The sequence below is a fragment of the Enterobacter sp. MGH 33 genome (assembly GCF_000534535.1).
Classification (GTDB): Bacteria; Pseudomonadota; Gammaproteobacteria; order Enterobacterales; family Enterobacteriaceae; genus Enterobacter; species Enterobacter hormaechei_C.
In genome coordinates this window covers 1,927,470-1,950,567 of sequence record NZ_KI973212.1, presented here as the reverse complement: position 1 = coordinate 1,950,567, position 23,098 = coordinate 1,927,470, and the positions used below count along the sequence as shown (strand labels likewise).

18 protein-coding genes are annotated in these 23,098 nt (G+C 55.7%); 1 reads left to right on the top strand and 17 read right to left on the bottom strand.

Going from position 1 to position 23,098, the window contains the following annotated elements; genetic code table 11:
• Positions 1–44 precede the first annotated feature (44 nt).
• From mukB to cmoM, 4 genes are read right to left on the bottom strand one after another with little or no spacing between them, the layout of a single operon-like run.
• Positions 45–4,493, bottom strand: coding sequence for a chromosome partition protein MukB (gene mukB, locus L379_RS14795; RefSeq protein ID WP_017693693.1), 4,449 nt, complete (start codon positions 4,491–4,493; stop codon positions 45–47).
• Positions 4,493–5,197, bottom strand: coding sequence for a chromosome partition protein MukE (gene mukE, locus L379_RS14800; protein ID WP_017384823.1), 705 nt, complete (start codon positions 5,195–5,197; stop codon positions 4,493–4,495). Before mukE ends, mukB begins: the two co-directional genes overlap by 1 nt.
• Positions 5,178–6,500, bottom strand: coding sequence for a chromosome partition protein MukF (gene mukF, locus L379_RS14805; RefSeq protein ID WP_015570962.1), 1,323 nt, complete (start codon positions 6,498–6,500; stop codon positions 5,178–5,180). The genes mukE and mukF overlap by 20 nt, the downstream gene beginning before the upstream one ends.
• A gap of 3 nt (positions 6,501–6,503) precedes the next feature.
• Positions 6,504–7,283, bottom strand: a complete 780-nt coding sequence (gene cmoM, locus L379_RS14810; RefSeq protein WP_003858212.1) for a tRNA uridine 5-oxyacetic acid(34) methyltransferase CmoM — start codon at positions 7,281–7,283, stop codon at positions 6,504–6,506.
• 120 nt (positions 7,284–7,403) lie between these two features.
• Between cmoM and elyC the strand changes: the two genes are divergently transcribed.
• Positions 7,404–8,183, top strand: a complete 780-nt coding sequence (elyC, locus tag L379_RS14815; RefSeq protein ID WP_032653146.1) for an envelope biogenesis factor ElyC — start codon at positions 7,404–7,406, stop codon at positions 8,181–8,183.
• On the opposite strand, the gene L379_RS14820 is transcribed toward elyC, so the two are convergent.
• From L379_RS14820 to L379_RS14880, 13 genes are all read right to left on the bottom strand, one after another.
• On the bottom strand, positions 8,160–9,053 hold the full coding sequence (locus L379_RS14820; protein ID WP_003858216.1) for a YcbJ family phosphotransferase: 894 nt from the start codon (positions 9,051–9,053) through the stop codon (positions 8,160–8,162). The two genes, elyC and L379_RS14820, sit on opposite strands and share 24 nt — an antisense overlap.
• A 142-nt stretch (positions 9,054–9,195) precedes the next feature.
• Positions 9,196–9,942, bottom strand: coding sequence for a 3-deoxy-manno-octulosonate cytidylyltransferase (kdsB, locus tag L379_RS14825; RefSeq protein ID WP_015570964.1), 747 nt, complete (start codon positions 9,940–9,942; stop codon positions 9,196–9,198).
• Positions 9,939–10,121, bottom strand: a complete 183-nt coding sequence (ycaR, locus tag L379_RS14830) for a protein YcaR (protein ID WP_003858220.1) — start codon at positions 10,119–10,121, stop codon at positions 9,939–9,941. The genes kdsB and ycaR overlap by 4 nt, the downstream gene beginning before the upstream one ends.
• Before the next feature lie 45 nt (positions 10,122–10,166).
• Positions 10,167–11,396: a winged helix-turn-helix domain-containing protein gene (locus L379_RS14835; protein WP_032653144.1), complete on the bottom strand. Its 1,230-nt coding sequence runs from the start codon at positions 11,394–11,396 to the stop codon at positions 10,167–10,169.
• A 43-nt stretch (positions 11,397–11,439) separates the two neighbouring features.
• On the bottom strand, positions 11,440–12,417 hold the full coding sequence (gene lpxK / locus L379_RS14840; RefSeq protein WP_032653143.1) for a tetraacyldisaccharide 4'-kinase: 978 nt from the start codon (positions 12,415–12,417) through the stop codon (positions 11,440–11,442).
• Positions 12,414–14,162, bottom strand: coding sequence for a lipid A ABC transporter ATP-binding protein/permease MsbA (msbA, locus tag L379_RS14845; protein WP_003858227.1), 1,749 nt, complete (start codon positions 14,160–14,162; stop codon positions 12,414–12,416). The genes lpxK and msbA overlap by 4 nt, the downstream gene beginning before the upstream one ends.
• Positions 14,163–14,198: 36 nt before the next feature.
• Entirely contained in the window at positions 14,199–16,463 is a 2,265-nt protein-coding gene (locus L379_RS14850; protein ID WP_032653141.1) for a ComEC family protein, read from the bottom strand.
• Between the two features lie 211 nt (positions 16,464–16,674).
• Positions 16,675–16,962, bottom strand: a complete 288-nt coding sequence (ihfB, locus tag L379_RS14855; RefSeq protein WP_003858233.1) for an integration host factor subunit beta — start codon at positions 16,960–16,962, stop codon at positions 16,675–16,677.
• Positions 16,963–17,132: 170 nt separating this feature from the next.
• On the bottom strand, positions 17,133–18,806 hold the full coding sequence (rpsA, locus tag L379_RS14860; protein ID WP_003858235.1) for a 30S ribosomal protein S1: 1,674 nt from the start codon (positions 18,804–18,806) through the stop codon (positions 17,133–17,135).
• Positions 18,807–18,917: 111 nt separating this feature from the next.
• Complete coding sequence (cmk, locus tag L379_RS14865) at positions 18,918–19,601, bottom strand: (d)CMP kinase (RefSeq protein ID WP_015570968.1); 684 nt, start codon at positions 19,599–19,601, stop codon at positions 18,918–18,920.
• Positions 19,602–19,786: 185 nt separating this feature from the next.
• The gene (aroA, locus tag L379_RS14870; RefSeq protein ID WP_017384828.1) at positions 19,787–21,070 is read right to left on the bottom strand and encodes a 3-phosphoshikimate 1-carboxyvinyltransferase; all 1,284 of its coding nucleotides are present in this window, start codon (positions 21,068–21,070) and stop codon (positions 19,787–19,789) included.
• A 68-nt stretch (positions 21,071–21,138) separates the two neighbouring features.
• The gene (gene serC, locus L379_RS14875; RefSeq protein WP_032653139.1) at positions 21,139–22,227 is read right to left on the bottom strand and encodes a 3-phosphoserine/phosphohydroxythreonine transaminase; all 1,089 of its coding nucleotides are present in this window, start codon (positions 22,225–22,227) and stop codon (positions 21,139–21,141) included.
• 162 nt (positions 22,228–22,389) lie between these two features.
• On the bottom strand, positions 22,390–23,082 hold the full coding sequence (locus L379_RS14880; RefSeq protein ID WP_017384830.1) for a DUF421 domain-containing protein: 693 nt from the start codon (positions 23,080–23,082) through the stop codon (positions 22,390–22,392).
• Between the last annotated feature and the right edge of the window lie 16 nt (positions 23,083–23,098).

Genomic DNA, 23,098 nt, shown 5'->3' with positions numbered 1-23,098 from the left:
TAAAAAAAGCGGCGCATGAGCGCCGCTATTTGTCGCACCCCGGGTTAAGAGGCGTCAGCCGTGCCCGGTAATGACTCCGGTGGCTGCGGGGCGAAACCACGCAGGCCCACGACGTGTACGTGTTCACTGTTCTGAAACACCTTACGCACCAGCTTATAGGTTGTCCCTTTTTCCGGACTGATGTTTTCCGGCGCCGCGATGATGAGCTGCATATCGAGTCGCTCGCAAAGCTCAAACAGCGTGGCGATGGAGCGGGCGTCGAGACGCGCGGCTTCATCGAGGAACAGCAGACGGCATGGCGAGATGTCTTTGCCGCGCAGACGACGCGCTTCATCTTCCCAGCTCTGCACCACCATCACCAGAATCGACATACCGGTACCGATGGCTTCACCGGTAGAGAGCGCACCGGATTCCGCGCGCAGCCAGCCGTCTGAGCCACGGTTAACCTCAACTTCCATTTCCAGATAGTTGCGGTAGTCCAGCAGCTCCTCGCCGATGGTTTGCGGCGTACGCTGGCCCATGTCAATCTGCGGATTCAGACGCTGATATAGCTTCGCCAGCGCTTCGGAGAAGGTCAGGCGGTTACTGTTGAACAGATCCTGATGCTGTTCGTGCTGTTCAGACAACACGTCCAGCAGCGTGGAGTGCGCCTCACGCACGTTCACGTTCAGCCGCACGCTGTTGACCTGGCCAAACGACACGCTTTGCAGGCCCTGGTTCAGCTGACGGATACGGTTCTGCTCGCGCTGAATGGTTTTACGAATAATATTCGCCACGCTGCGGGAGCTGATTGCCAGCTTCTGCTCGCGGGAGGTCAGCTCCTCCGTCAGTCGGCCCAGCTCGATCTCCATCTGTTCGATCGCTTCCACCGGATCGTCGGTACGGATGATGTCCTGACGAATACGCTCGCGTAAGTGCTGATAAACCGCCACGAAGAACTGAATTTTGCGCTCAGGACGCTTCGGATCTTCGGACATACGCAGCACGTCGCGCAGGTGTTCGTTATCCGCCACCGCCAGACGCAGCGCCCCCAGCGCCTTATCCGACATAGAGCGCAGTTCATCGGCTGACAGGTACGCCAGCTCGCGACGATGCAGACGACGCTCCACGTTGTTATCTTTCACCATGCGCATCACCGCGCACCACCCCGCCTTCGCGGTCACAACCTGTTCACGCATCTCATGATAGTCACGCTCCAGCTTGCGCAGGCGTCGCGTCAGGTTGTCCATCTCTGCTTCACAGAAGGTCAGCGCTTTTTCCAGCTGATTACGACGCGCGCGGTTGTTACTGAGCTGAGCATGCAGCTCATCGCGGCGAATACGCGCCCGCTCTTCTGCACCGCTGTCGGCGCGCACGCCGATGTCCTGCAACTCTTTATGCAGATCGTTTAACAGCTCTTTCTTGGTGTCGAAGGAGCTTTTCAGCGAGGCCATGACCTGGCTGTACTGGCTCAGCTGTGCGGCGTGAGTACGCATCGCTTCACGGGCGCGCGTACGCTCTGCTTCGGCCTGCTCAAGACGCTCGCGCAGCTTTTCATTAAGATCACTGTTCCCGCTCAGCATTTCTGCTGAATCGGAGTAGCCGAAGTGTGCGCGACGTTGCACCACTTCCGTCAGGGCAAACGCCTGCTGACGCGCTTCGCGCTGCACCTGCTGTGACCAGGCGTAATCTTCTTTTAACTGCTCAAACTGTTCCGGGTCGCTCTGGAGAACGGAAACCATCGGCTCCAGTTTTGCCAGCTGATTGCCGTGCTGCTGCACAAAGCGCGCCGCTTCCTGCGCTTCGTCCAGACGTTCCTGAATTTCGTCCACGCGGTCGGCGAGCGTATCGTCCGCCAGCAGGTTCAGGCGCGGCAGGATGCGGTTAAGGGCCGCAACGCCCTCTTTCGCCTGCTCGAACTGCACGCGGCTTTGCTGGTTGTCATTTTCATGGCTGGCAAGCGCACGCTCCAGCTCTCCACGACGGGTGTTGAGCTTGCGAATTTCAGCTTCCGGATCGGGCTCAAAGGCAACGCCCAGGTGGCTGCCGATAAAGCGGCTGAACGCCTGATGCAGACGCTGCGTTTTTTGAACATCAAACGACAGGGTTGCAAAACGTTCAGAAAGCGTTTCGCGCTCAGCGTGCAGGCTTTCAATACGGTTTTCACGCGCGGCGCGGCCAAACAGCGGCAGTTCCGGGAAGCGCGAATAGCGCCACTGGCGATCGGCGATTTTCACCACCACCGCTTTTTCCAGCTCGTCGACGCTGAATACGCTGTCATCAAACGACTGCGGATCCCCTTCGATGAGGTAGAGATCTTCCGGGCAGTCTTCCAGCCCTGCAAGCTGGTCCGAAATCAGCGACAGATCAGGCACCACAATCGCGTTACGGGATGGACCGTACAGCGCGGAGAAGTACGGCGCATCGTCCAGGCCGACATCGTCGTAAATTTCAGACAGCAGCACGCCGCCGAAACGCTCGGCTAAGGCATTCAGGCGCGGATCTTCTGAGCCGCCAGGCTGGCTTAAACGCTCGATCTCTTCATCGACGTCACGCTTGCGCGCACCCACTTCGTCACGCTCAACAATCGCTTCACGCTCGCGCTCCAGCAGCTGTTGCATGTATTCGGTGACGTCCTGGCTGGAGGCAAACTCCTGGCCACACTGTTCGCTGAGCTGGTTCAGGCTGCTTTGTGCAGCCAGCCAGATCGGCGCACGCTGTAAGAGCGTCTTCGAACGCGACTGAAGCTGTTCCAGCTCCTGACGCAGCGTCATGCGCTGTTCGCTGGCGTTCGATACGGTATCCGACAGGGCCGCAATACGCGCTTCCAGCTCCTGGTGCAGGGCCTCAAGCTCGTCGAAATCGTAATTTTTACCCTGACGCTTGCAGAATTCCGCCAGCAGACGCTCGGCTTCCTGCTGTTCACGCAGACGCTGTTCCAGCTCGTTCAGGCGCATGCGCAGCGGCTGCACCTGTTCGGCCAGATGGCGTTGATTGACGCCGTCGCGCAGCAGCTCACGGGCAACGTCCCACGCTTCGTTACGCGCCAGCGGACCGTTAATCGCCACCACCAGCTGGTACGCCTGCTCAAACTGGCTATGCGCCGTTTGCGCCACGCTCATTTTCTGATCGAGAGAAAGCAGTTTCTCAGTGGCTTCCTGCTCTTTGGCCTGGAAGGTATCCAGCCATTCGTCAGCGCTTTCCGGGGTCAGGTCCGGCAGATGGCACAGCTCTTTGGCACGCTGCAACGCCTGCAACGCCTGGTTGTACTGAATCGCACGCGTCTGCTGCACGTCCAGCGCCTGCTGGTAATCAGCAAGCTGGCTTTTCAGCTCATCCACTTCCAGCTCGGCGGCTTCCGCGCGGGCTTCGTTCTCTTCCTGCAATTCGGCAGCTTCGGCCACCACTTCATTTTGCTCTTCAAGACGAATTTGCAGCTCATCCAGATCGGCTTCATAGCGCTCGATTTTTTCCTGCTGACGCAGCGCGGTCTGCACCAGGTTCAGGTGATCGCTGGCCGCCTGGTAATCGGCTTCCAGATCCCCTTCCGCACCGTTGTGCTCGCCCAGTTCGCGCGCCATTTCGACATGCTTATACTGCTCAGCCACCAGCTGTTTGCGGGAGGTAAACAGCTCGCGGCGATACTCCAGCGCCTGGTCGAGATGAATACGGCGCTCGTTGGCGTGGCGCATATAGTCCGCCGCCACGTAGTTGGTGGCTTCGCTGATCAGATGCTTAAACAGGTCGCGATCAGACTGTGTGACGCGAATCGCTTCCAGCGTCATGCGGTTTTCACGCAGCGCGGCTTCCATATCCTGGAAGGCCTTACGCACGCCGCTGTTTTCCGGCAGCAGGTAGTCGCGCAGGGAGCGAGTAATGGCGCTGGAGATACCGCCGTACAGGGAGGCTTCAATCAGACGGTAGTATTTACTACGATCTGACGCGCTGCGCAGACGACGGGCTACCACACCGAGATCGAACATCAGAGAGTGGTAGTCGGTAATGGAGTTAAACTGCTTAAACTGCACGCCTTCGATAGCTTCCAGCTTGTCTTTCAGCTCCTGGAGCGTGAGGACGCGCGCCTGACGTTCATTCAGGGTTTCCGTCAGCAGCGCGGTCGGCTGTACGGAGGTTGGTAGTCCCTGGATCGCAAACGGTTTGATATCTACTTTACGGTCGCGGCCAGCAACCTGTTGCAGACGCACGCCTACAACCACGCGCTGATGACGGGAGTTGATCACGTCCAGTACGGAATAACAGACGCCCGCTTTCAGCTTACCGTGCAGACCTTTATCTCGGGAGCCGCTCGTGGCGCCCGCTTCGGTGGTGTTACGGAAGTGCAGCAGGGTCAGGTCAGGGATCAGCGCCGTCACGAAGGCCGCCATGGTGGTGGATTTACCCGCCCCGTTACCGCCGGAGAGCGTTGTCACCAGCTCATCCAGATCGAATGTTCGGGCAAAGAAGCCGTTCCAGTTGATCAGCGTTAGTGAGCGAAATTTACCGCGTTCAATCATTACTCTTCCTCCCCGCTATCCGGCTGATTCTCTTCGTGCTCGTCATTGAGCTGCAAATGGTTTTCCACCGGCATCGCTTCACCGTCACGGATCATGCGCAGCTGCGCTTCACGCGCATCGTCACCCGCACGCACATCGGCGCCAAAACGGAAGACCGATTCGGTAATACGGAACTTGCTGCTGTCGTGACCCATGAACCAGACCATTCCCAGACGGCGCAGACGGTTCAGGGAAGAGCGAACTTTTTCCTGTAATTTCTGACGGTCCAGATCGGACCCCGTTGAGCGGTTATTCACCAGCTTGAGCAGCTTGCTTTCATCCGCCAGCGACAGCAGCTCATCGTAAAGCTCCTGCTGGGTGAAGATCCCTTCATTCGCCAGACGTTCCGGGCTGAGATAGAGGTAGCAGAGAATTTTGCCGACCATCATATCCAGTTCGGAAAGCACCGAGCGCGGAATAAGCGTGGTAGAGCGCGGACGCAGGTAGAAAAAACCTTCCGGCGCGCGGATCAGCTCAACGTTATAGCGAGCGTAAAACTCTTCCAGGTACTCCTGAAAGTCCATCAAAAAGGCGTGATTATCCAGCTCGTCAAGGCCAATGTGACGACCGGCACGCAGCTGGCTATCCAGCGCCGGAAACAACGGATTCGCCAGCGCCTGTGCCAGCTTAACTGGCATCACGTGTTCAATATTTGTCAATGACATGCGCCTGTACCTTGGCTCCGTAATCGTTAATCGGCTGCCACTTCGGCGGCAGTCCGGTGAAATCGGCTTGTGCGATGCCCAGGCGCACCGCCTGGTCTACAACAATGCGGGCAACATCGAAGTGGCGCGCGCGCGGATACTGCGCCAGATAGTCGCGTACCACGAGGCCAAGATCCAGCGGTGCTTGTCTGGTTTTGTAGACAGCGAGCTGTTCTTCGATCATCGCCGCAAGCTGCTCGCGAATTTCGTTAAATTCTTCGTATTCCAGATCCGGCGGCAGTTCACCGGTGACCTCTTCATCACGCAGCGCCATCTCTTCGTCGCGCATATCCAGCAGACGATCGGCGTTGGCGTAGGTCAGCGCCCACGGCGCATCGAAGTAGGTCTGTACCGACTGGCGCAGACGTTGAGCAAAGACGCGATTCTTATCCATATCGATGGCGGTACGGATAAATTTATGCACGTGGCGGTCGTAACCGATCCACAGGTCGATCGACTGCTGGCCCCAGCTGATAATGCGGTCAAGCTTGCTCTGCAAATCAAACACCAGACGGTCGATAAAATGCAGATCGTCGTGCGCCATCGTCGCGTCCTGGATGCGCAGCAGATTGGCCTGTAGCTTATCTCCCGCCGCCTCCAGCGTATCCTGCAACTCACGCAGCGTACCCGACGTTTCTGACAGCAAGAGTTCACAGCTGGAGATGGCCGCACGCCAGTCTTTATTAAGCAGTTGAGCGATATCGTCTTTCACCTGCTGCTGCTGTTCGTCCATCAGACGTTGAGTCAGATCGATACTGTCGAAAATCTCGGCAACCGAATATTTCAGCGGCGCGTAAACGTTGCGATGCCAGTGGAATTCATCACCGTTTTCATCAGCCGCGTCGGCGGCACGCTTCAGCTCACCTGCAACAATAGAGAGCTGCATGGAGAGACGCAGCGTGGAAAATTCGCGCTGGCGGATGTAATAGTCGGTAATGCCAATGCCCAGTGGCGTAAGACGATAGATGGCGTTTCCTTCCGCCTGCTCGCTGGTAAAGCGGTTCAGCAGACGTTGACGCACCATATCATTGATTGCGTTGTTGGCACGCACGCTAATGGTTTCGCTGGTTTGCTCAAACGCATCACTGACGTGGCGGAACGCATCCACCAGTTCGCCTTCACTCATTTCGCCATCCAGGCGTTCGCCGTTTAGCGTCGCAACCGCCAGCAGGAATGAGAGTCTGTCTACCGGCAGCGAGATGGAGAAATCATTTTTCCTGGCCCAGGCAACCAGTTCGGGGACTGTCTGGGAAAATTCACTCATAGATTATCCTTGCATCTGCGGCTTGCGCGCGGTGACGTGTATATAGCGGCCAAGGCTCAGATAAGGCTCCTGGCGGCAGTACCGCGTCTCTATTTCTGTTAAGGCGTCTAAACAGTCATCCTGTTTTTGTTTATCACGCAGATAATCATGAAACACCCTCACGCCGGTTTTGCCGGTAATTTCCCAACCGATCTCCTCCAGCCAGCCATAGACCTGCTGCGGTTCACGAGGGAAATCCGGTGAAAGCGTGCGTCGTTTCTTTTTATACATGCCCTGCTGTACATAGCCAAAATTGCCGACCAGCACGTTTCGCATTAGCAGGCCGTTGGCATTGTAAAACATCAGCGATAACGCACCGCCCGGGCGCAACATCGACCACAGCGTTTTTAACATCGCTTGTGGTTCGGCGATCCATTCGAGCACAGCATGAAACAATATCAGATCAACCTGCGTTTCCAAATGCTGCGGAATGTCCTGAGCGGCGCAATGTATAAAATGCATGTTGTCGCTCACACCTTTCTCTTCTGCCGCTCGCCCTGCGCGCGCAACCATCTCGGCAGAAAGATCGCAAAGCGTGACGTGATGTCCCCGCTGCGCCATCAGAATTGCAGTCTGACCTTCCCCACCGCCAGCATCCAGCACGCGCAACGGTCGGTCACCGAATTCAGCCAGCAGCTTGTCCAGATCCTGCCAGAGGATCGTCTGACGAAGCTGACCTTTGGTGGTGCCATAAATGTTGCGCGAAAACTTTTCCGCGATGTCATCAAAATTGCGATCCCGCATTGGGAGGGTTCCACTCACTACAAAACCGCTATTTTGTCACACCCGCGCGGAGAATGAACCACTCTGGTGTAATATCACCGACAATCGCCTGCTGTATGGTTAAAAAAGGAACCAAAAAGGATGCTTTTTACCCTAAAAAAATATATCGGAGGCATGATGCTTCCCCTTCCCCTGCTGTTGCTTCTCATCGCGCTGGGGCTGGCATTGATATGGTTTAGCCGCTTTCAGAAAAGCGGTAAATCCCTCGTTACCGTGGGCTGGCTGGCGCTGCTGTTACTCAGCCTGCAACCGGTCGCTGACGGTTTATTACGTCCGATTGAAAACACCTACCCGACATGGCAGGGAAATCAGAAGGTGGGCTATATCGTGGTGCTGGGCGGCGGGTATACCTGGGATCCGAACTGGGCGCCCAGCTCGAACCTGATCAACAACAGCCTGCCTCGCCTGAACGAGGGGATCCGCCTGTGGCTGGCCAATCCGGAATCGAAGATGATCTTCACGGGCGCTGCGGCAAAAACCAACCCGGTCAGTACCGCTGAAGCAGGAGCAAGAGTGGCTGAATCGCTTGGCGTACCACGTTCCGCCATCATCACGCTGGATAGCCCAAAAGATACCGAAGAAGAGGCGGCGGCGGTGAAACAGGCCATCGGTGATGTACCGTTCCTGCTGGTGACCTCTGCTTCACACCTGCCGCGCGCAATGATTTTCTTTGAGAAGCAGGGCCTGCATCCGCTTCCTGCTCCGGCAAACCAGATGGCTATTGACGCCCCGCTCAATCCGTGGGAACGGATAATCCCGTCCCCGGTATGGCTGATGCACAGCGATCGCGTCGGCTACGAGACGCTTGGCCGCCTCTGGCAGTGGCTCAAAGGTTCGTCAGGCAAGCCAGGGCAGGAGTGATTTTGCGGCCAGATCGAAACTGGCGCGATTAAAGCGCCCGGTGTTGACCAGCTGCGCCACCTCATCCCAGAGAAGATAGAGCCAGCGTCGCCAGAGAAAGGCCTCCGCAACAGGGGCGCGCTGAAGATAGTGCCAGAGCAAATCTTCCGCCGCCCCGCCCTCGCTCAGCCTGAACAGTTCGTACTCGCGCGGCGCCCAGAGCATGATCCCCGGCCCGACCATCGCCAGCAGCTGGTCGCTGCGCGAGTCTTTAAGCATACTGCGCAGCGTGAAATTGCCGTGAACCAGCACGCAGTTGTCGTTAAAGCCCTCAAACAGCGTCGGCAGACACTCCCGGGTGCGGAATAAAATACGTTTGTCCTGCATCGTTAAACCGGTGTTGTTGAACTGGTTCAGCGTGCCCCACAGCACTTCAACACGCTGGCGATACCACAGCGGCCACAGGTTTTCCTGCGTGCTGTCCACCGCGCCAACAAGACCCCGGCTGTCCTGCCGATGCCAGGCAAGCAGAGCCTCGACAATCTGATCTTTCAGCTGTTCCCAGCGCTCCGGTGTACGCGTCGGGGCTTCAACAGAAACCCCGCGTAAACGCTCGATAAGCAGAACATCCGGGCCGGGATGCTCCTCATGGGTCATCACGCCGTAGACCGTCGGCATGCGGACAGTCCCTTCCCGCGCCAGCATCGACATTTTCCAGGCCAGCTGTCTGGCGACGCCCGGCGAGGTAAAACTTCTGGCCATCAGCGGCATGGGGTTTCCCTGACTGTCGTACAACGACCAGAGTGCGGTGTCGGCCTTTTCATTCACGCATTCCACCCGGCTTAGCTTTTCGCCAAGGAGATGGCTGAGTTCAGCACGCAGCTGTTCCATATGAGATTACCCCCATTAAGACTACTGCTTTTATAATGAGCGCGCGAAACCCGGATGTCACCCGGTAGAGATCAATAATGAAAAAGAAAAGGAAAATAGCCTGGCGGGAGAGCATCCCCCCAGACGAGGGGATGCCAGCGAATTAACGCATTTCGACGCGTACGCGCTCGAGATCTTCAGGGGTATCCACGCCGGTGCCAGGGATTTCCTGGGCAACCGCAACGTGAATTTTCTCGCCGTACCACAGCACGCGAAGCTGTTCGAGCATTTCAATATGCTCCAGCGGGCTTGGTGCCCAGGCGACGTAGCGACGAATAAAGCCGGCGCGGTAGCCGTAAATACCGATGTGGCGCAGGAAGGTTTCGCCGATTGTCTCTTTCGATTGCGCAAAACGATCGCGATCCCACGGAATGGTAGCGCGGGAGAAATAGAGCGCGTAGCCCTCTGCGTCCATGACCACTTTCACCGCATTCGGATTGAACGCCTCTTCAGCGTGGTGAATCGGCACCGCGAGGGTCGCCATCCCGACCTGACGCTGTGCCAGGTTGTCGGCCACCTGACGGATAATCGCCGCCGGGATCATCGGCTCATCACCCTGCACATTCACAATCACCGTCTCGTCGCTGAAACCGCATTTTTCGACGACTTCCGCCAGGCGCTCGGTGCCTGACTGATGATCGGCACGGGTCATGCACACTTCCCCACCCGCGGCCTCAACCGCGCGCGCAACATCCGGGTGATCGGTGGCGACGATGACGCGTCCGGCGCCCGATTCGCGTGCCCGTTCAAGAACATGCACAATCATCGGTTTGCCATTGATATCCACCAGCGGTTTACCTGGCAGGCGCGTTGAAGCATAACGCGCAGGGATAATGACAACAAAACTCATGGTTTGATCTCTTCTGCCACCAGGGAACGGGCTTCATTTTCCAGCAGTACCGGAATACCGTCACGCAGCGGGAACGCCAGGCTGTCCAGTTTGCAAATCAGCTCTTGTTTATCCTGGCTGTAATACAGTTTGCCGTTGCACACCGGGCAGGCAATAATTTCAAGTAAACGGTGATCCATAGTTCCTCCGTATGGGTAATCGCTAAAGCTTATCACATTCCCTTTTCAGGGAGTGCCTGTTTCCCAGCCACCTCGACAGGTCGTAAACAGCCCCGCAGGCACGCGACCGAGTACAATTTCATGCGCCCCCTGCCAGCGGGCAAATTCACCGAGCGCAGTCGTTAACCCTTTTTCCAGGCCAGCCGTCACCTTTATGCCCTCTTCAAGCCAGAGCGCGATAATTTCAAGCATGCCGGTTTTACGGTGCATTTTAGCGTCCATGCGCCCGACTAGCTGGCCTTTGTGCAGCAGCGGCAAAACAAAATAACCATACTGCCGCCTGGGCGCCGGAGTGTAGCATTCCAGACGGTAGCTGAAATTAAACAACTGCCCGGCCCGCTTTCTGTCCCAGACAACGGGGTCGAACGGCGACAGCACGGCACTGTGGGTCGCCTGGAGTTTGCCCTCCTGCGCCTGCGCCAGCAGAGGGAACAAATCCGCATGCAACCACATTTCACCTAACGACTCTACCGAGACCGGCATGACGCGCTGTTCGCGCTGCCACGATTCCAGCAGTGGTTTTAGCTGCGGCTGACGCAGACGATAATAATCCGCCAGCCACTGTGGACGGAAGATGCCAAGGCTGCGGGCGCTATTCCCGAGCATGATGGCTTCGGCAGCGTCCTGAGACAGCAGGTCACGCGTATCGTCCCAGTGAGGCATAACGCGGTGTGTGAGGTCATAGACGCGCTGAAAGTTGCGACGCTCGACCACCATCACTTTGCCCGACGTAAACAGCCCTTCAAGATGGCGTTTGTGCGGTTTCCACTCCCACCATCCGCTTGCGCCTTTTCGCGGGTGTTCAAAATCCGCGGAGCGTACCGGCCCGTTTTCCTGAATATGGGCAATCAGTTGCTCTATTTCATCCGCGTGTTCCACCATCCACTCCTGACGGTATTTCCAGCCCATTTTGTCCGGGGCGAGCATGCGGTGACGCACCAGTGCAAAATCGCTGCGCGGGAGAAAACAGGCTTCGTGCGCCCAGTATTCCATCAGTTCGCCCTGACTTAGCGCATTATCCAGCCACTGCGGAGGATAGTTTCCCAGGCGGCTAAACAGGACCAGATACGGGCTACGCGCCACGATGTTAATGGTGTCGATTTGCAGCAACGACATGCGTTGCACGGTAGAGAGGATATCCGCTGGCTGCGCGCGGCGACGGGGCTTTTTCAGAAGCCCCTGGGCGGCAAGATGCAAGTTTCGTGCGGCTGCAAGTGAGAGTTGCGGTAGAGACATGCGTTTTCCTGTCAGTCAAAGCGCCACCGGAACCGCGTAGAAGTTACTGCACTAACGCGAGCAGTTCCTTGAGCAAATGTTCCGGCTGTTCGCCGCTGAGTTCAGCGTCAACCGGCAGATACCACCAGTTTTCTTTCGCAAAGGCCCGGCATTTTACCGCGTCTTTTTCCGTCATGATCAGCGTCTGTCCCGGCGCTGCCAGCCTTTCAACCTCTTCGGCAACTAACGCCTGGTGATCGGCGAGCGGCACCCGTTTATCAAGCTTTGCGCCGCACTGCTCCAGCGTTGCGAAGAAACGCGGCGGATGACCTATACCGGCCATCGCAACCAGATGTTCCAGTTGCGCGACGTCTTTACGCACGCCGGTCAACATATTCACGGCCTGTCCGGGACGAAGATGCATCGGGATTTCGCCCGCTCTGGCTTCACCACCGTTTACAATCACAGCATCGACGCTCTTCAGGCGCGACGCACGCTCACGCATTGGACCGGCTGGCAGCCACCAGCCGTTGCCAAAACGCCGCACGCCGTCAATGACCACGATCTCTTTGTCACGCGCCAGCGCGTAATGCTGCAAACCATCATCGGTAATAACGATTTGTACGTCATGCTCCGCAAGCAGTGCCTTCACGGCATCACTGCGCACCGGCGATACCGCAACCGGCGCGCCGGTACGCTGGTAAATGAGTACCGGCTCATCACCGGCTTCAGCGGTTGTCGTAGCTGGGCTCAGCACCAGTGGATACTGCGCCGCTTTACCACCGTAACCGCGTGAGACAACTCCCGGGCGGATACCGCGCCTCTGGAGCTGTTCTACCAGCCAGATCACCACCGGGGTTTTGCCGTTTCCACCCGCCGTCAGGTTGCCGACCACCACCACAGGTACCGGTGCGCGCCAGGCGCGCTTGATCCCGAGGCGGTAAAGCAGACGAATAGCATCGCTCACCAGGCCATACAGCCAGGAGAGCGGGAGAAGCAGCACCCACAGAGGGGATTCACCCGACCAGATGCGTGCAATCATTGACCGAACTGCATTTTATGAAGCTGCGCGTAAACACCACGCTGTTCCAGCAGGTCCGCATGGCTGCCGCGTTCAACGATCACGCCATCTTCCACCACCACGATTTCGTCAGCCTGTTCGATGGTCGACAGACGGTGCGCGATAACCAGCGAGGTACGGTTTTTCTGTAATTCATCCAGAGCAGACTGGATAGCGCGTTCAGATTCCGTATCCAGTGCGGACGTTGCTTCATCGAGGATCAGAATCGGGCTGTTGCGCAGCAGCGCACGGGCAATCGCGATACGCTGACGCTGACCACCGGAGAGCAGCACCCCGTTTTCGCCAATGATCGTATCCAGACCGTTATCCATTTTGTTAATGAAGTCCATCGCATAGGCCATACGCGCCGCATTCTCAATCTCTTCACGGCTGTACTCTTCGGTACGGGCATACGCAATGTTGTTCGCCACCGTATCGTTGAACAGATGCACGTTCTGCGAGACCAGCGCGACCTGGTTACGCAGCGACTGGAGGGTATATTCCCGCAGGTCGTGACCATCAAGCAGGATCTCGCCCTGGTCGATATCGTAGAAACGGGTAATCAGGCTGGCAATGGTCGACTTGCCCGAACCGGAACGACCGACCAGCGCAACGGTTTTACCCGCCGGGATGGACAGGCTGATATCACGCAGCGCCGGCACTTCACGGCCTGGATAGGTAAAGGTGACGTTACGGAATTCCAGGTCGCCTTTAGCGCGCTCGATCACGCGTGTACCTTCATCTTTTTCCTGTTCGGAATCGAGGATGCTGAACAGCGTCTGACAGGCTGCCATCCCGCGCTGGAACTGGGCGTTGACGTTAGTCAGCGATTTCAGCGGACGCATCAGCGCAATCATGGATGAGAACACCACCGTAATGGTACCCGCAGTCAGGGTTTCCATGACGCTCGGGAAACTGGCGGCATACAGGACGAAGGCCAGGGCCAGAGAGGCAATCAGCTGAATGATCGGATCGGAAATCGACGAGGCCGATACCATTTTCATTCCTTGCAGGCGCATTCTGTTGCTGACCTTGTCAAAGCGTTTGGTTTCGACTTCCTGACCGCCGAAAATCAACACTTCCTTATGGCCTTTCAGCATCTGCTCGGCGCTGGTAGTCACCTGCCCCATCGTATTCTGCATATTTTTACTGATGTTGCGAAAACGCTTTGATACCACGCGGATCGCGATGGAGACAATCGGCGCCAGCACAATAAGGATCAGCGACAGTTGCCAGCTGTAATAGAACATCATCGCGAACAGGCCGATGATGGATGCGCCTTCACGCACAACGGTAATCAGTGCGCTGGAAGAGGACGACGCCACCTGCTCTGAATCGTAGGTAATACGCGACAGCAGGGTGCCGGTTGACTGTTTGTCAAAGAATGAGACCGGCATCCCCATCATATGGCTGAACAGCCGGCGGCGCATGGTCATCACCACTTTACCGGATACCCAGGAGATGCAGTAGCTGGATACATAGCTGGAGATTCCGCGTAAGATCATCAGCCCAATAACCACCAGCGGCATCCATAGCAGCACTGAACGATCCGTTTTACCGAAACCGTCATCCAGTAACGGTTTGAGAAGCGATAACATAAACGTATCGCTGGCTGCGTTGAGGATTAACGCTACGCCCGCCACGATCAAGCCTGCTTTGAAAGGAGCAATCATCGGCCAGAGCCGGCGGAACGTTTGCCACGTGGAGAGATCTTTGTCGTTATGCATTCAAAAAACCAGCATTTGTTGAAATAGCCGCATATTCTACCCGTTATCTACGGGCGCGCCAAACCACTGATGATACCAACGCGGTAAATAGTGTTCGCGTAAGCGACGAATTTGCCGACTATGGTGCGAAAAGGTCACAGATATCTGCCCGGAATGCGGGGTATCAAGCCAGAGATATCCCTCCGTTCGATAGCGCCGGACCACTTTAATAGAAGGGAAACGCCACGCGTTATAGCGAGCCGTCGAGGCCAGCGAAACCTGCCCCTCTACGCGCTGTAGCAACGGTGTTGAAGATGACGTGTTACTTCCATGATGTGGCACCTGGATCAGTGTAGACGCAAGCTGACGCCAGCGATGGCTTAGCATTGCCAGTTCTGCCTGCGCTTCAATGTCTCCGGTCAGTAAAACGCTCTGTTCGCCGTCATCGATTTTTACCACACAGGAGCGGTTGTTACCTTTCGCCGAGGTGTTTTCGGGTGGCCAGTGCACGGAGAACGTTAAACCCTGCCACTGCCATCGCTGTCCTCGAAAGCACGGAAGATGTCCGGACCAGGATAAGGGGCTCCTGATCCACATTGCGGGCCAGGCAGCTTTTAGCGATGCCAGTCCCCCCGCGTGGTCGAGATGTTCATGGCTCAGGATCACCCCTTCCGGTCTCAGATGATGCCAGCGTAGCCAGGGGATAATCAGCTGTTGCGCACTGTCCCCACCGGGCCATGCCAGCCCGGTGTCGTACAGAATGGCCTTGCCGTGACGCTCAATGACCATCGCCAGCCCCTGCCCTACATCCAGCATATGCAGGGACCAGCTGTCTGTTTTAACCCTGTGCCAGAGGGGAAAGGCCAGCACCATGCTGCCTGCCAGACAGACTGCGGGTGCTGCGCTGAAGGCCCTGAATCGCCAGCCAATGACCAGCAGCCACGGCAGTAACGTCAGGTATTGCCAGCGTTCATCAACGTCCTGCCAGCCATTCGGTAAACGCATCAATAGCCAGAAAAGCCCTGCCAGAGATTTATCAGTAGCCAGCCAGACGATACTTTCCAGCACAGCGACCGGAAACAGATGCAGAAACATGCCGAGCAGGATCAGCGGAACTGAGATAAACGTGACCAGAGGAACGGCAAACAGGTTCGCTACCAGCGAGGAGAGGCTGAAACCATGGAAAATCAGGACCTGAAGCGGCAACAGAAGCAGCAGCATTCCGACCTGCAAATACACTAGCGTCGCCAGCGGCCGCAGGCACCGGCCACGTTGCCAGTGCGGGAGAGGCAACCACTGATACCAAAAAATAAGCGCGGCGACCGCAAACGCTGACAACGCCAGGCTTTGTGACAGGACCGCCAGTGGATCGAAAACCAAGATCGCCGCCACGCAGGTAAGCCATACCTGCCAGGGCGACCACTGGCGACCACTCATTTTTAATGCAGCCAGTACCACAAGCGCGATAACCGTGCGCAGCGCGGGCGGCTGCAAGCCCGTTAGCCATGCGTAAAACGCGGCAAAAATCAGCCCTGCCAGCAAGGGGATTTGCCAGATAATCCAGCGGCCCGGCAGGAAGAGCTGGATGCCCCGCGCCAGAAACCAGATGACAGAAGCGGCCAGCGCAATATGTAATCCCGAGATTGCCATCAGATGCATCGTTCCGGTATCACGCATCAGGTTTTTTATCTCCCGCGAGACCGACAGCCGCTCCCCCATCCCCAGCCCCAGGATCACGGGTCCCCACTGATATGCTGAAAGAGTATTCTGTAGTGATGTCAGGTATTGCGCACGCAGACTACAGCCTTCGTCAACGAGCGCCGCATGGGTAAACCGTCCACTCAGCGTCTGGTGTCGGGCAAAGGCATTTTTCTGTGAATCATAGCCGCCATCGTTGAGTTCTCCGTGTACCGCCCTGAGCCGCAGGGTCATTGCCCAGCGTTGACCCACGCAGACGTTATGCGGCAAATAGTTGCCATACAGCGCCACGCCCATGGCAGCCCACACGCGTTCTCCATTGAGGCTGACAATCCTTCCCTGATGCATCGTTGCGCCGTCCGTTGCGGTAATGACCACCTCGGCCTGCTGCGGTGCTTGCGTTAAATAGTTCATCTGCCACACGCTTTCCTGAGCGGCCAGGATCCCCCAGCACATAAAAAGCAATGCGAGGCCTGAAAACCTGAGCCATTTTCTCTGCTGTACGGATAACGCAATTCCTGCGGCAATCAGCAACCAGACAATATGCAAATCAGGCAAAACGGCTAACCAATAGAGCGGGATTATGGCCAGAATGGCGCACATACTGATAACGTGGATCCCCATCTTCACCTCCATGTTTCAGGCGATTATGCGGCGGGACTGATGCGTCGTCAGACAGAAAAAACGTGATTTACAGCGGGCGCTGCAACGTTTTAAGCGCTTACAGCAAAGAGAAAATTTAAATGCGGCGCGTATTCAGAAATGCAGGGGCGGGATACAAAAAAAGCACCCTAAGGTGCTTTCTTTAAACTCAGTTTAACCCTGATGATTAAACTCAGTTACCGTAAATATTGGCGCGATCGCGCAGTTCTTTACCCGGCTTAAAGTGCGGAACATACTTTCCTTCCAGCTCCACTTTATCGCCAGTCTTCGGGTTACGCCCGGTACGTGGTGCACGATAGTGCAGAGAAAAACTACCGAAACCGCGGATTTCAATGCGCTCGCCCTGGGCAAGAGTGGTAGCCATATGCTCCAGCATCTCTTTAACGGCATCTTCCACAGCCTTGGCAGGGATATGCGGTTGCTGACTGGCAAGTCTTTCAATCAATTCTGACTTGGTCATGATTCCTCCGGTTCCTTTCAAACCCATTAGCTGAACAGCTTATTAAACAAGGGCGGCCGTAGCCGCCCTTTGTTATTGATTACAGGACGAATCCTGCAATCTGTCAAGTCTGCTCTCCATCCTTCGCGCTGTAAATGCGTTACAGCTCAAATGATGGTGCGAACCTGAACTTACTCGCCTTTAGCTGCTTTGAAAGCTTCAGCCATTGCGTTGTTAGAGAAGTTTGCATCTTCCTGTTTGTTCACAGTTGCGATTGCATCTTTCTCATCAGCTTCGTCTTTAGCACGAACAGACAGGCTGATTGCACGGTTCTTACGGTCAACACCGGTGAACTTAGCTTCAACGTCGTCACCAACGCTCAGAACCAGAGTTGCATCTTCAACGCGGTCACGTGAAGCTTCGGAAGCGCGCAGGTAACCTTCAACGCCGTCAGCCAGTTCTACGGTTGCGCCTTTAGCGTCAACAGCAGTCACTTTACCGTTTACGATTGCGCCTTTCTTGTTCAGTGCAACCCAGTTGTTGAACGGATCTTCTGCGAGCTGTTTAACGCCCAGGGAGATACGCTCACGCTCTGCGTCAACTTGCAGAACAACTGCTGCGATTTCGTCGCCTTTTTTGTATTCACGAACTGCTTCTTCGCCTGCAACGTTCCAGGAGATGTCAGACAGGTGAACCAGGCCATCGATGCCGCCGTCCAGGCCGATGAAGATACCGAAGTCAGTGATAGACTTGATTTTACCTTCAACACGGTCGCCCTTGTTGTGGGTTTCCGCGAACTGCTGCCATGGGTTGTTTTTGCACTGCTTCAGGCCCAGGGAGATACGACGACGTTCTTCGTCGATATCCAGAACCATCACTTCCACTACATCACCAACGTTAACAACTTTGGATGGGTGGATGTTTTTGTTGGTCCAGTCCATTTCGGAAACGTGCACCAGACCTTCAACGCCTTCTTCGATTTCAACGAAGCAGCCGTAGTCAGTCAGGTTGGTAACGCGACCAGTCAGTTTAGTACCTTCTGGGTAACGCTTAGCGATAGCTACCCATGGATCTTCGCCCAGCTGTTTCAGGCCGAGGGATACACGAGTACGCTCGCGGTCGAACTTCAGCACTTTAACAGTGATTTCGTCGCCCACGTTCACGATTTCGCTTGGGTGCTTAACGCGTTTCCACGCCATGTCGGTGATGTGCAGCAGGCCATCAACGCCGCCCAGGTCAACGAATGCGCCGTAGTCAGTGAGGTTCTTAACGATACCTTTGACTTCCATGCCTTCCTGCAGGTTTTCCAGCAGCTGATCGCGTTCTGCGCTGTTTTCGGATTCGATAACGGCACGACGGGAAACAACAACGTTGTTACGCTTCTGGTCCAGCTTGATTACTTTGAACTCAAGCTCTTTGCCTTCGAGGTGCAGGGTGTCACGGACTGGACGAACGTCTACCAGAGAACCTGGCAGGAACGCACGAATACCATTCAGCTCAACAGTGAAGCCACCTTTAACTTTGCCGTTGATAACACCGACCACAGTTTCAGCTTCTTCGTAAGCTTTTTCCAGCGTGATCCATGCTTCGTGACGTTTAGCTTTCTCACGAGACAGCAGGGTTTCGCCGAAGCCGTCTTCTACTGCGTCCAGAGCAACGTCAACTTCGTCACCAACCTGGATTTCCAGCTCGCCCTGGGCGTTTTTGAACTGCTCAGCCGGGATGGCAGACTCAGATTTCAGACCGGCGTCAACCAGTACAACGTCTTTGTCGATAGCAACAACAACGCCACGAACGATGGAACCCGGACGGGTTTCGATTTCTTTTAAGGATTCTTCAAACAGTTGAGCAAAAGATTCAGTCATGTTTAATCTTCAGGTTAATATTAACGTCCACCTGGCTCCGTGCCGGATGGGGTTGTTTCACATACCCGCCGTCAATCCATTGCAGCGGGGGTACTGCTAAATCGGTCGCGATTACGCGAGTGCCAGTTTTTGGCGCGCATATTGTAGCGCTTTTTCAATCACTTGCTCAATAGTTAAACTGGTTGAATCCAGCACTAATGCGTCTTGCGCGGGAACAAGTGGTGCGACGGCGCGGTTACGATCGCGGTCATCGCGCTCTTTTATCTCGGATAAAAGGCGATCAAAGTTAACACTAAACCCCTTTTCCTGCAACTGAAGCATGCGGCGTTGAGCACGTTCTTCTGAAGAGGCGTCAAGGAAAATTTTCACTGGCGCATCGGGGAATACCACGGTTCCCATGTCGCGGCCGTCGGCGATCAGCCCCGGCGCTTCACGGAAACCGCGCTGGCGACGTAACAGCGCTTCACGAACGCGTGGGAAAGCCGCCACCTGAGAGGCCGCATTGGCCACTTCTTGCGTACGGATTTCACCGCTGACATCTTCCCCTTCCAGGATCACTTCAAGGTTGCCATCGGTCGAGACAAAGCGCACATCCAGATGCGCAGCCAACGGTACCAGCGCTTCTTCAGACGCAACATCCACATGATGATGCAGCGCAGCCAGCGCCAGCACGCGATAGATTGCTCCCGAATCTAAAAGATGCCATTGCAATGCTTCCGCCATCGCTTTGCACAGAGTACCTTTCCCTGCGCCACTTGGCCCATCAATGGTGATTACCGGGGCAATTGCCGTCATCTTTTTCTCCTTAATTAAGGCATACCGTTTACATGAACGCCGCGCATTATACGCGCCAACGTGCGCAACTGTTACCTTTGCGTGCAAATTACGGAATGATTGAAGCAGAGTGTAGAAGAAATGAAAGAGGATGAGTGTCAGAAAGCGTAAGGAAATGCCGCATCAGGTGATGCGGCATACGATCATCAGGCCAGGGTGCTAATGCGCGCCAGCTGTTCGAAGTAGTCCGGGAACGTTTTTGCCGTACACTTCGGATCAAGGATAGTGACTGGCGTATCTGACAACGCCACCAGCGAGAAACACATCGCCATGCGGTGATCGTTGTAGGTGCCAATTTCTGCAAATTGCAGTTTTGCCGGCGGCGTGACGCGAATGTAGTCTTCGCCCTCTTCTACCTCGGCCCCCACTTTACGCAGCTCGGTTGCCATCGCGAACAGGCGGTCCGTCTCTTTCACACGCCAGTTGTAAATGTTTCGCAGCGTGGTGGTGCCTTTCGCAAACAGCGCAGCGGTGGCAATGGTCATCGCCGCATCCGGAATATGGTTCATATCCATATCGATGGCGTTCAGCTCACCGTGGGTGCAGGAGATGAAGTCATCGCCCCAGGTCACCACCGCGCCCATTTTTTCCAGCACGTCAGCAAAACGGATATCGCCCTGCACGCTGTTGCGGCCAATGCCCGTCACTTTTACCGTACCGCCTTTAATCGCACCTGCGGCAAGGAAATAGGAGGCGGATGAAGCATCGCCTTCAACCAGGTAGTGGCCCGGGGACTGATACTGCTGCGCTCCGCGCACCACGAAACGCTGATAAGACTGGTTTTCCACCTCAACACCAAAGGTGTTCATCAGGTGCAGGGTGATATCAATGTACGGCTTAGAAACCAGGTCGCCTTTAATGTTGATGACGGTGTCCTGTGGTGCCAGCGGTGCGGTCATCAGCAGCGCGGTCAGGAACTGGCTGGAAACGCTACCGTCAACCTCAACATTGCCGCCAGTGAATCCCCCGCGCAGACGCAGGGGCGGGTAATTTTCCTGCTCAAGATAATCAATCTGCGCGCCGCCCTGACGCAGGGCATCCACCAGATGGCCGATCGGACGCTCTTTCATTCGCGGCTCACCGGTCAGCACAATATCGTTACTCCCCAGACACAGCGCAGCGGCCAGAGGACGCATCGCGGTACCGGCGTTACCCAGGAAAAGCTCCAGCGCTTCAGCAGAATGTAACGCGCCGCCGTTACCGGTGACTTCACAACGGGTACGATCGTCAGACAGCGCGTACTGAACGCCCAACGCTTTCAGTGCATTGAGCATATGGCGCACGTCATCGCTGTCCAGCAGATTAGTGAGGACGGTGGTGCCGTTTGCCAGAGCTGCCAGCAGCAGAGCGCGGTTCGAGACACTTTTTGAACCAGGCAGATTAATGGTGCCATCTACCCGCGCGATAGGTTGTAACGTCAGGGATTCCATGAAACTCAACTCTCAACTCAACATAATAAAAACCCCGCAGGAACGCTGCGGGGGTGAAAAACAGCCAATTAACCGTGACGACGTTCGAAGTCGATCATGAAATCAGTCAGGGCTTTAACGCCTTCCAGTGGCATGGCGTTATAGATAGAGGCGCGCATTCCGCCTACCACACGGTGGCCTTTCAGCGCATGCAGACCCGCCGCGAAGGACTCTTCCAGGAACACGTTATCCAGGTTGCTGTCCGCCAGCTGGAACGGCACGTTCATGCGCGAACGGTTAGTTTTGGCGACATCGTTACGGTAGAAATCGCTCTTGTCGATCACGCCGTACAGCAGTTCAGCCTTTTGCTGATTGATCTTATCCATCTGCGCCACACCGCCTTTTTGCTTCAGCCATTTGAAGACCAGGCCGGAGAGATACCAGGCAAACGTTGGTGGGGTGTTGAACATGGAATCGTTGTCGTTCAGGACGGTGTAATCCAGAATTGACGGGCAAGACTTATGGGCTTTCCCCAGCAGGTCTTCACGCACAATAACGATAGTCAGACCCGCAGGACCGATGTTTTTCTGGGCACCCGCGTAGATGACGCCGTAGCGGCTGACATCCAGCGGGGTGGACAGAATGGTTGAAGAGAGATCCGCCGTCACAATGACATTTTCGCCAAAGTCTGGCTCTTCGTGAATGGCAATACCGTCGATGGTTTCGTTCGGGCAGTAGTGAAGATACGCGGCGTTGTCAGAAAGCTGCCACTCACTCATCGGCTTCACGGCGCGCAGACCGTCAACGGTCACTTTGGCATCGATGACATTCGGCGTGCAATATTTGTGCGCTTCTTTTACCGCACTGGCCGCCCAGTAGCCGGCATCAACGTAATCAGCGGTGGTTTTGTCGCCCAGCAGATTGAGCGGGATACCCGCAAACTGGCCGCGTCCACCGCCGTGACAGAACAATACTTTGTAGTTCGAGGGAATATTCAGCAGATCGCGAAAATCCTTTTCTGCTTCTTCCGCCACCTGAATAAACGCTTTACCCCGGTGGCTGACTTCCATCACCGACGTACCCAGACCGTTCCAGTCACACAGCTCCTGTTGAGCCTGTTTGATCACGTCTGCCGGTAACATTGCCGGACCTGAACTGAAATTAAAGACTTGAGCCATTTCCCCTCACCACGCTAAAAGCCATAAGTTATAACTGTGGATATCGGTTTTATCATTCAGTGACACGCGCCGCAATGTCTAAAACTGATGGCCGAAGAAATGTGCCCCTCGTCACACAATACAATCTGCCGTACCGTTGTCACAAAACCGACAAAATCGCTGTCAGGTGTTACGTTTAGCCCGGCTAACCTTCGTCCATTCTGGATTCGTACAGCGGGGGCATAATTGATGTTCGCCCGCCTGCATAACCACGACATGACTACATTTTATGCAGGCGTACTCGCCCGCTTCAGGTACAGTTTTGTATCGCTCGATGAGCATATCCGGCAGGATGCACAGGCCGGGCTTCACCTCATCGTCGGAATAGTAATAGACGCTGATTTGACCATTCGTTTCCATAATCGCCAGACGCACCTGCCCCAGTTGCTCAACGCTGCTCAAACGGAGTTCCATAAAGAACTCAAACTCCGTCATATTGGCGCTTTGCACATTCTCCCAGGCCAGTTGACCATCTTCGACAATCACCACCGGCTTCCCTTCGAGCAGATCTTCCAGTTTCTCACTTTTCGACATCAGCCACATGACCAGCCGGTACAGCAGTGCAAGCGTCACGAAGACGATAAAGACCGGCACCATCGGCACATCGTCATAAAAGGCAACGTCCCCTGCCGCCGACCCCAGCGTCAGGATGATCAGCACTTCAAACAGCGACATCTGCCGCACGCCGCGACGTCCGGTGATTTTCAGAAACAGGAAAACGAGTACAAAGGTGTACAGGCTGCGCAGCGCTACTTCGCCTAAAAACTCAGGAGGGACTTTATCAAACGCCATCCGCTGGAGATCGAAAGCTTTCATTTTTCTATGCCTTAAC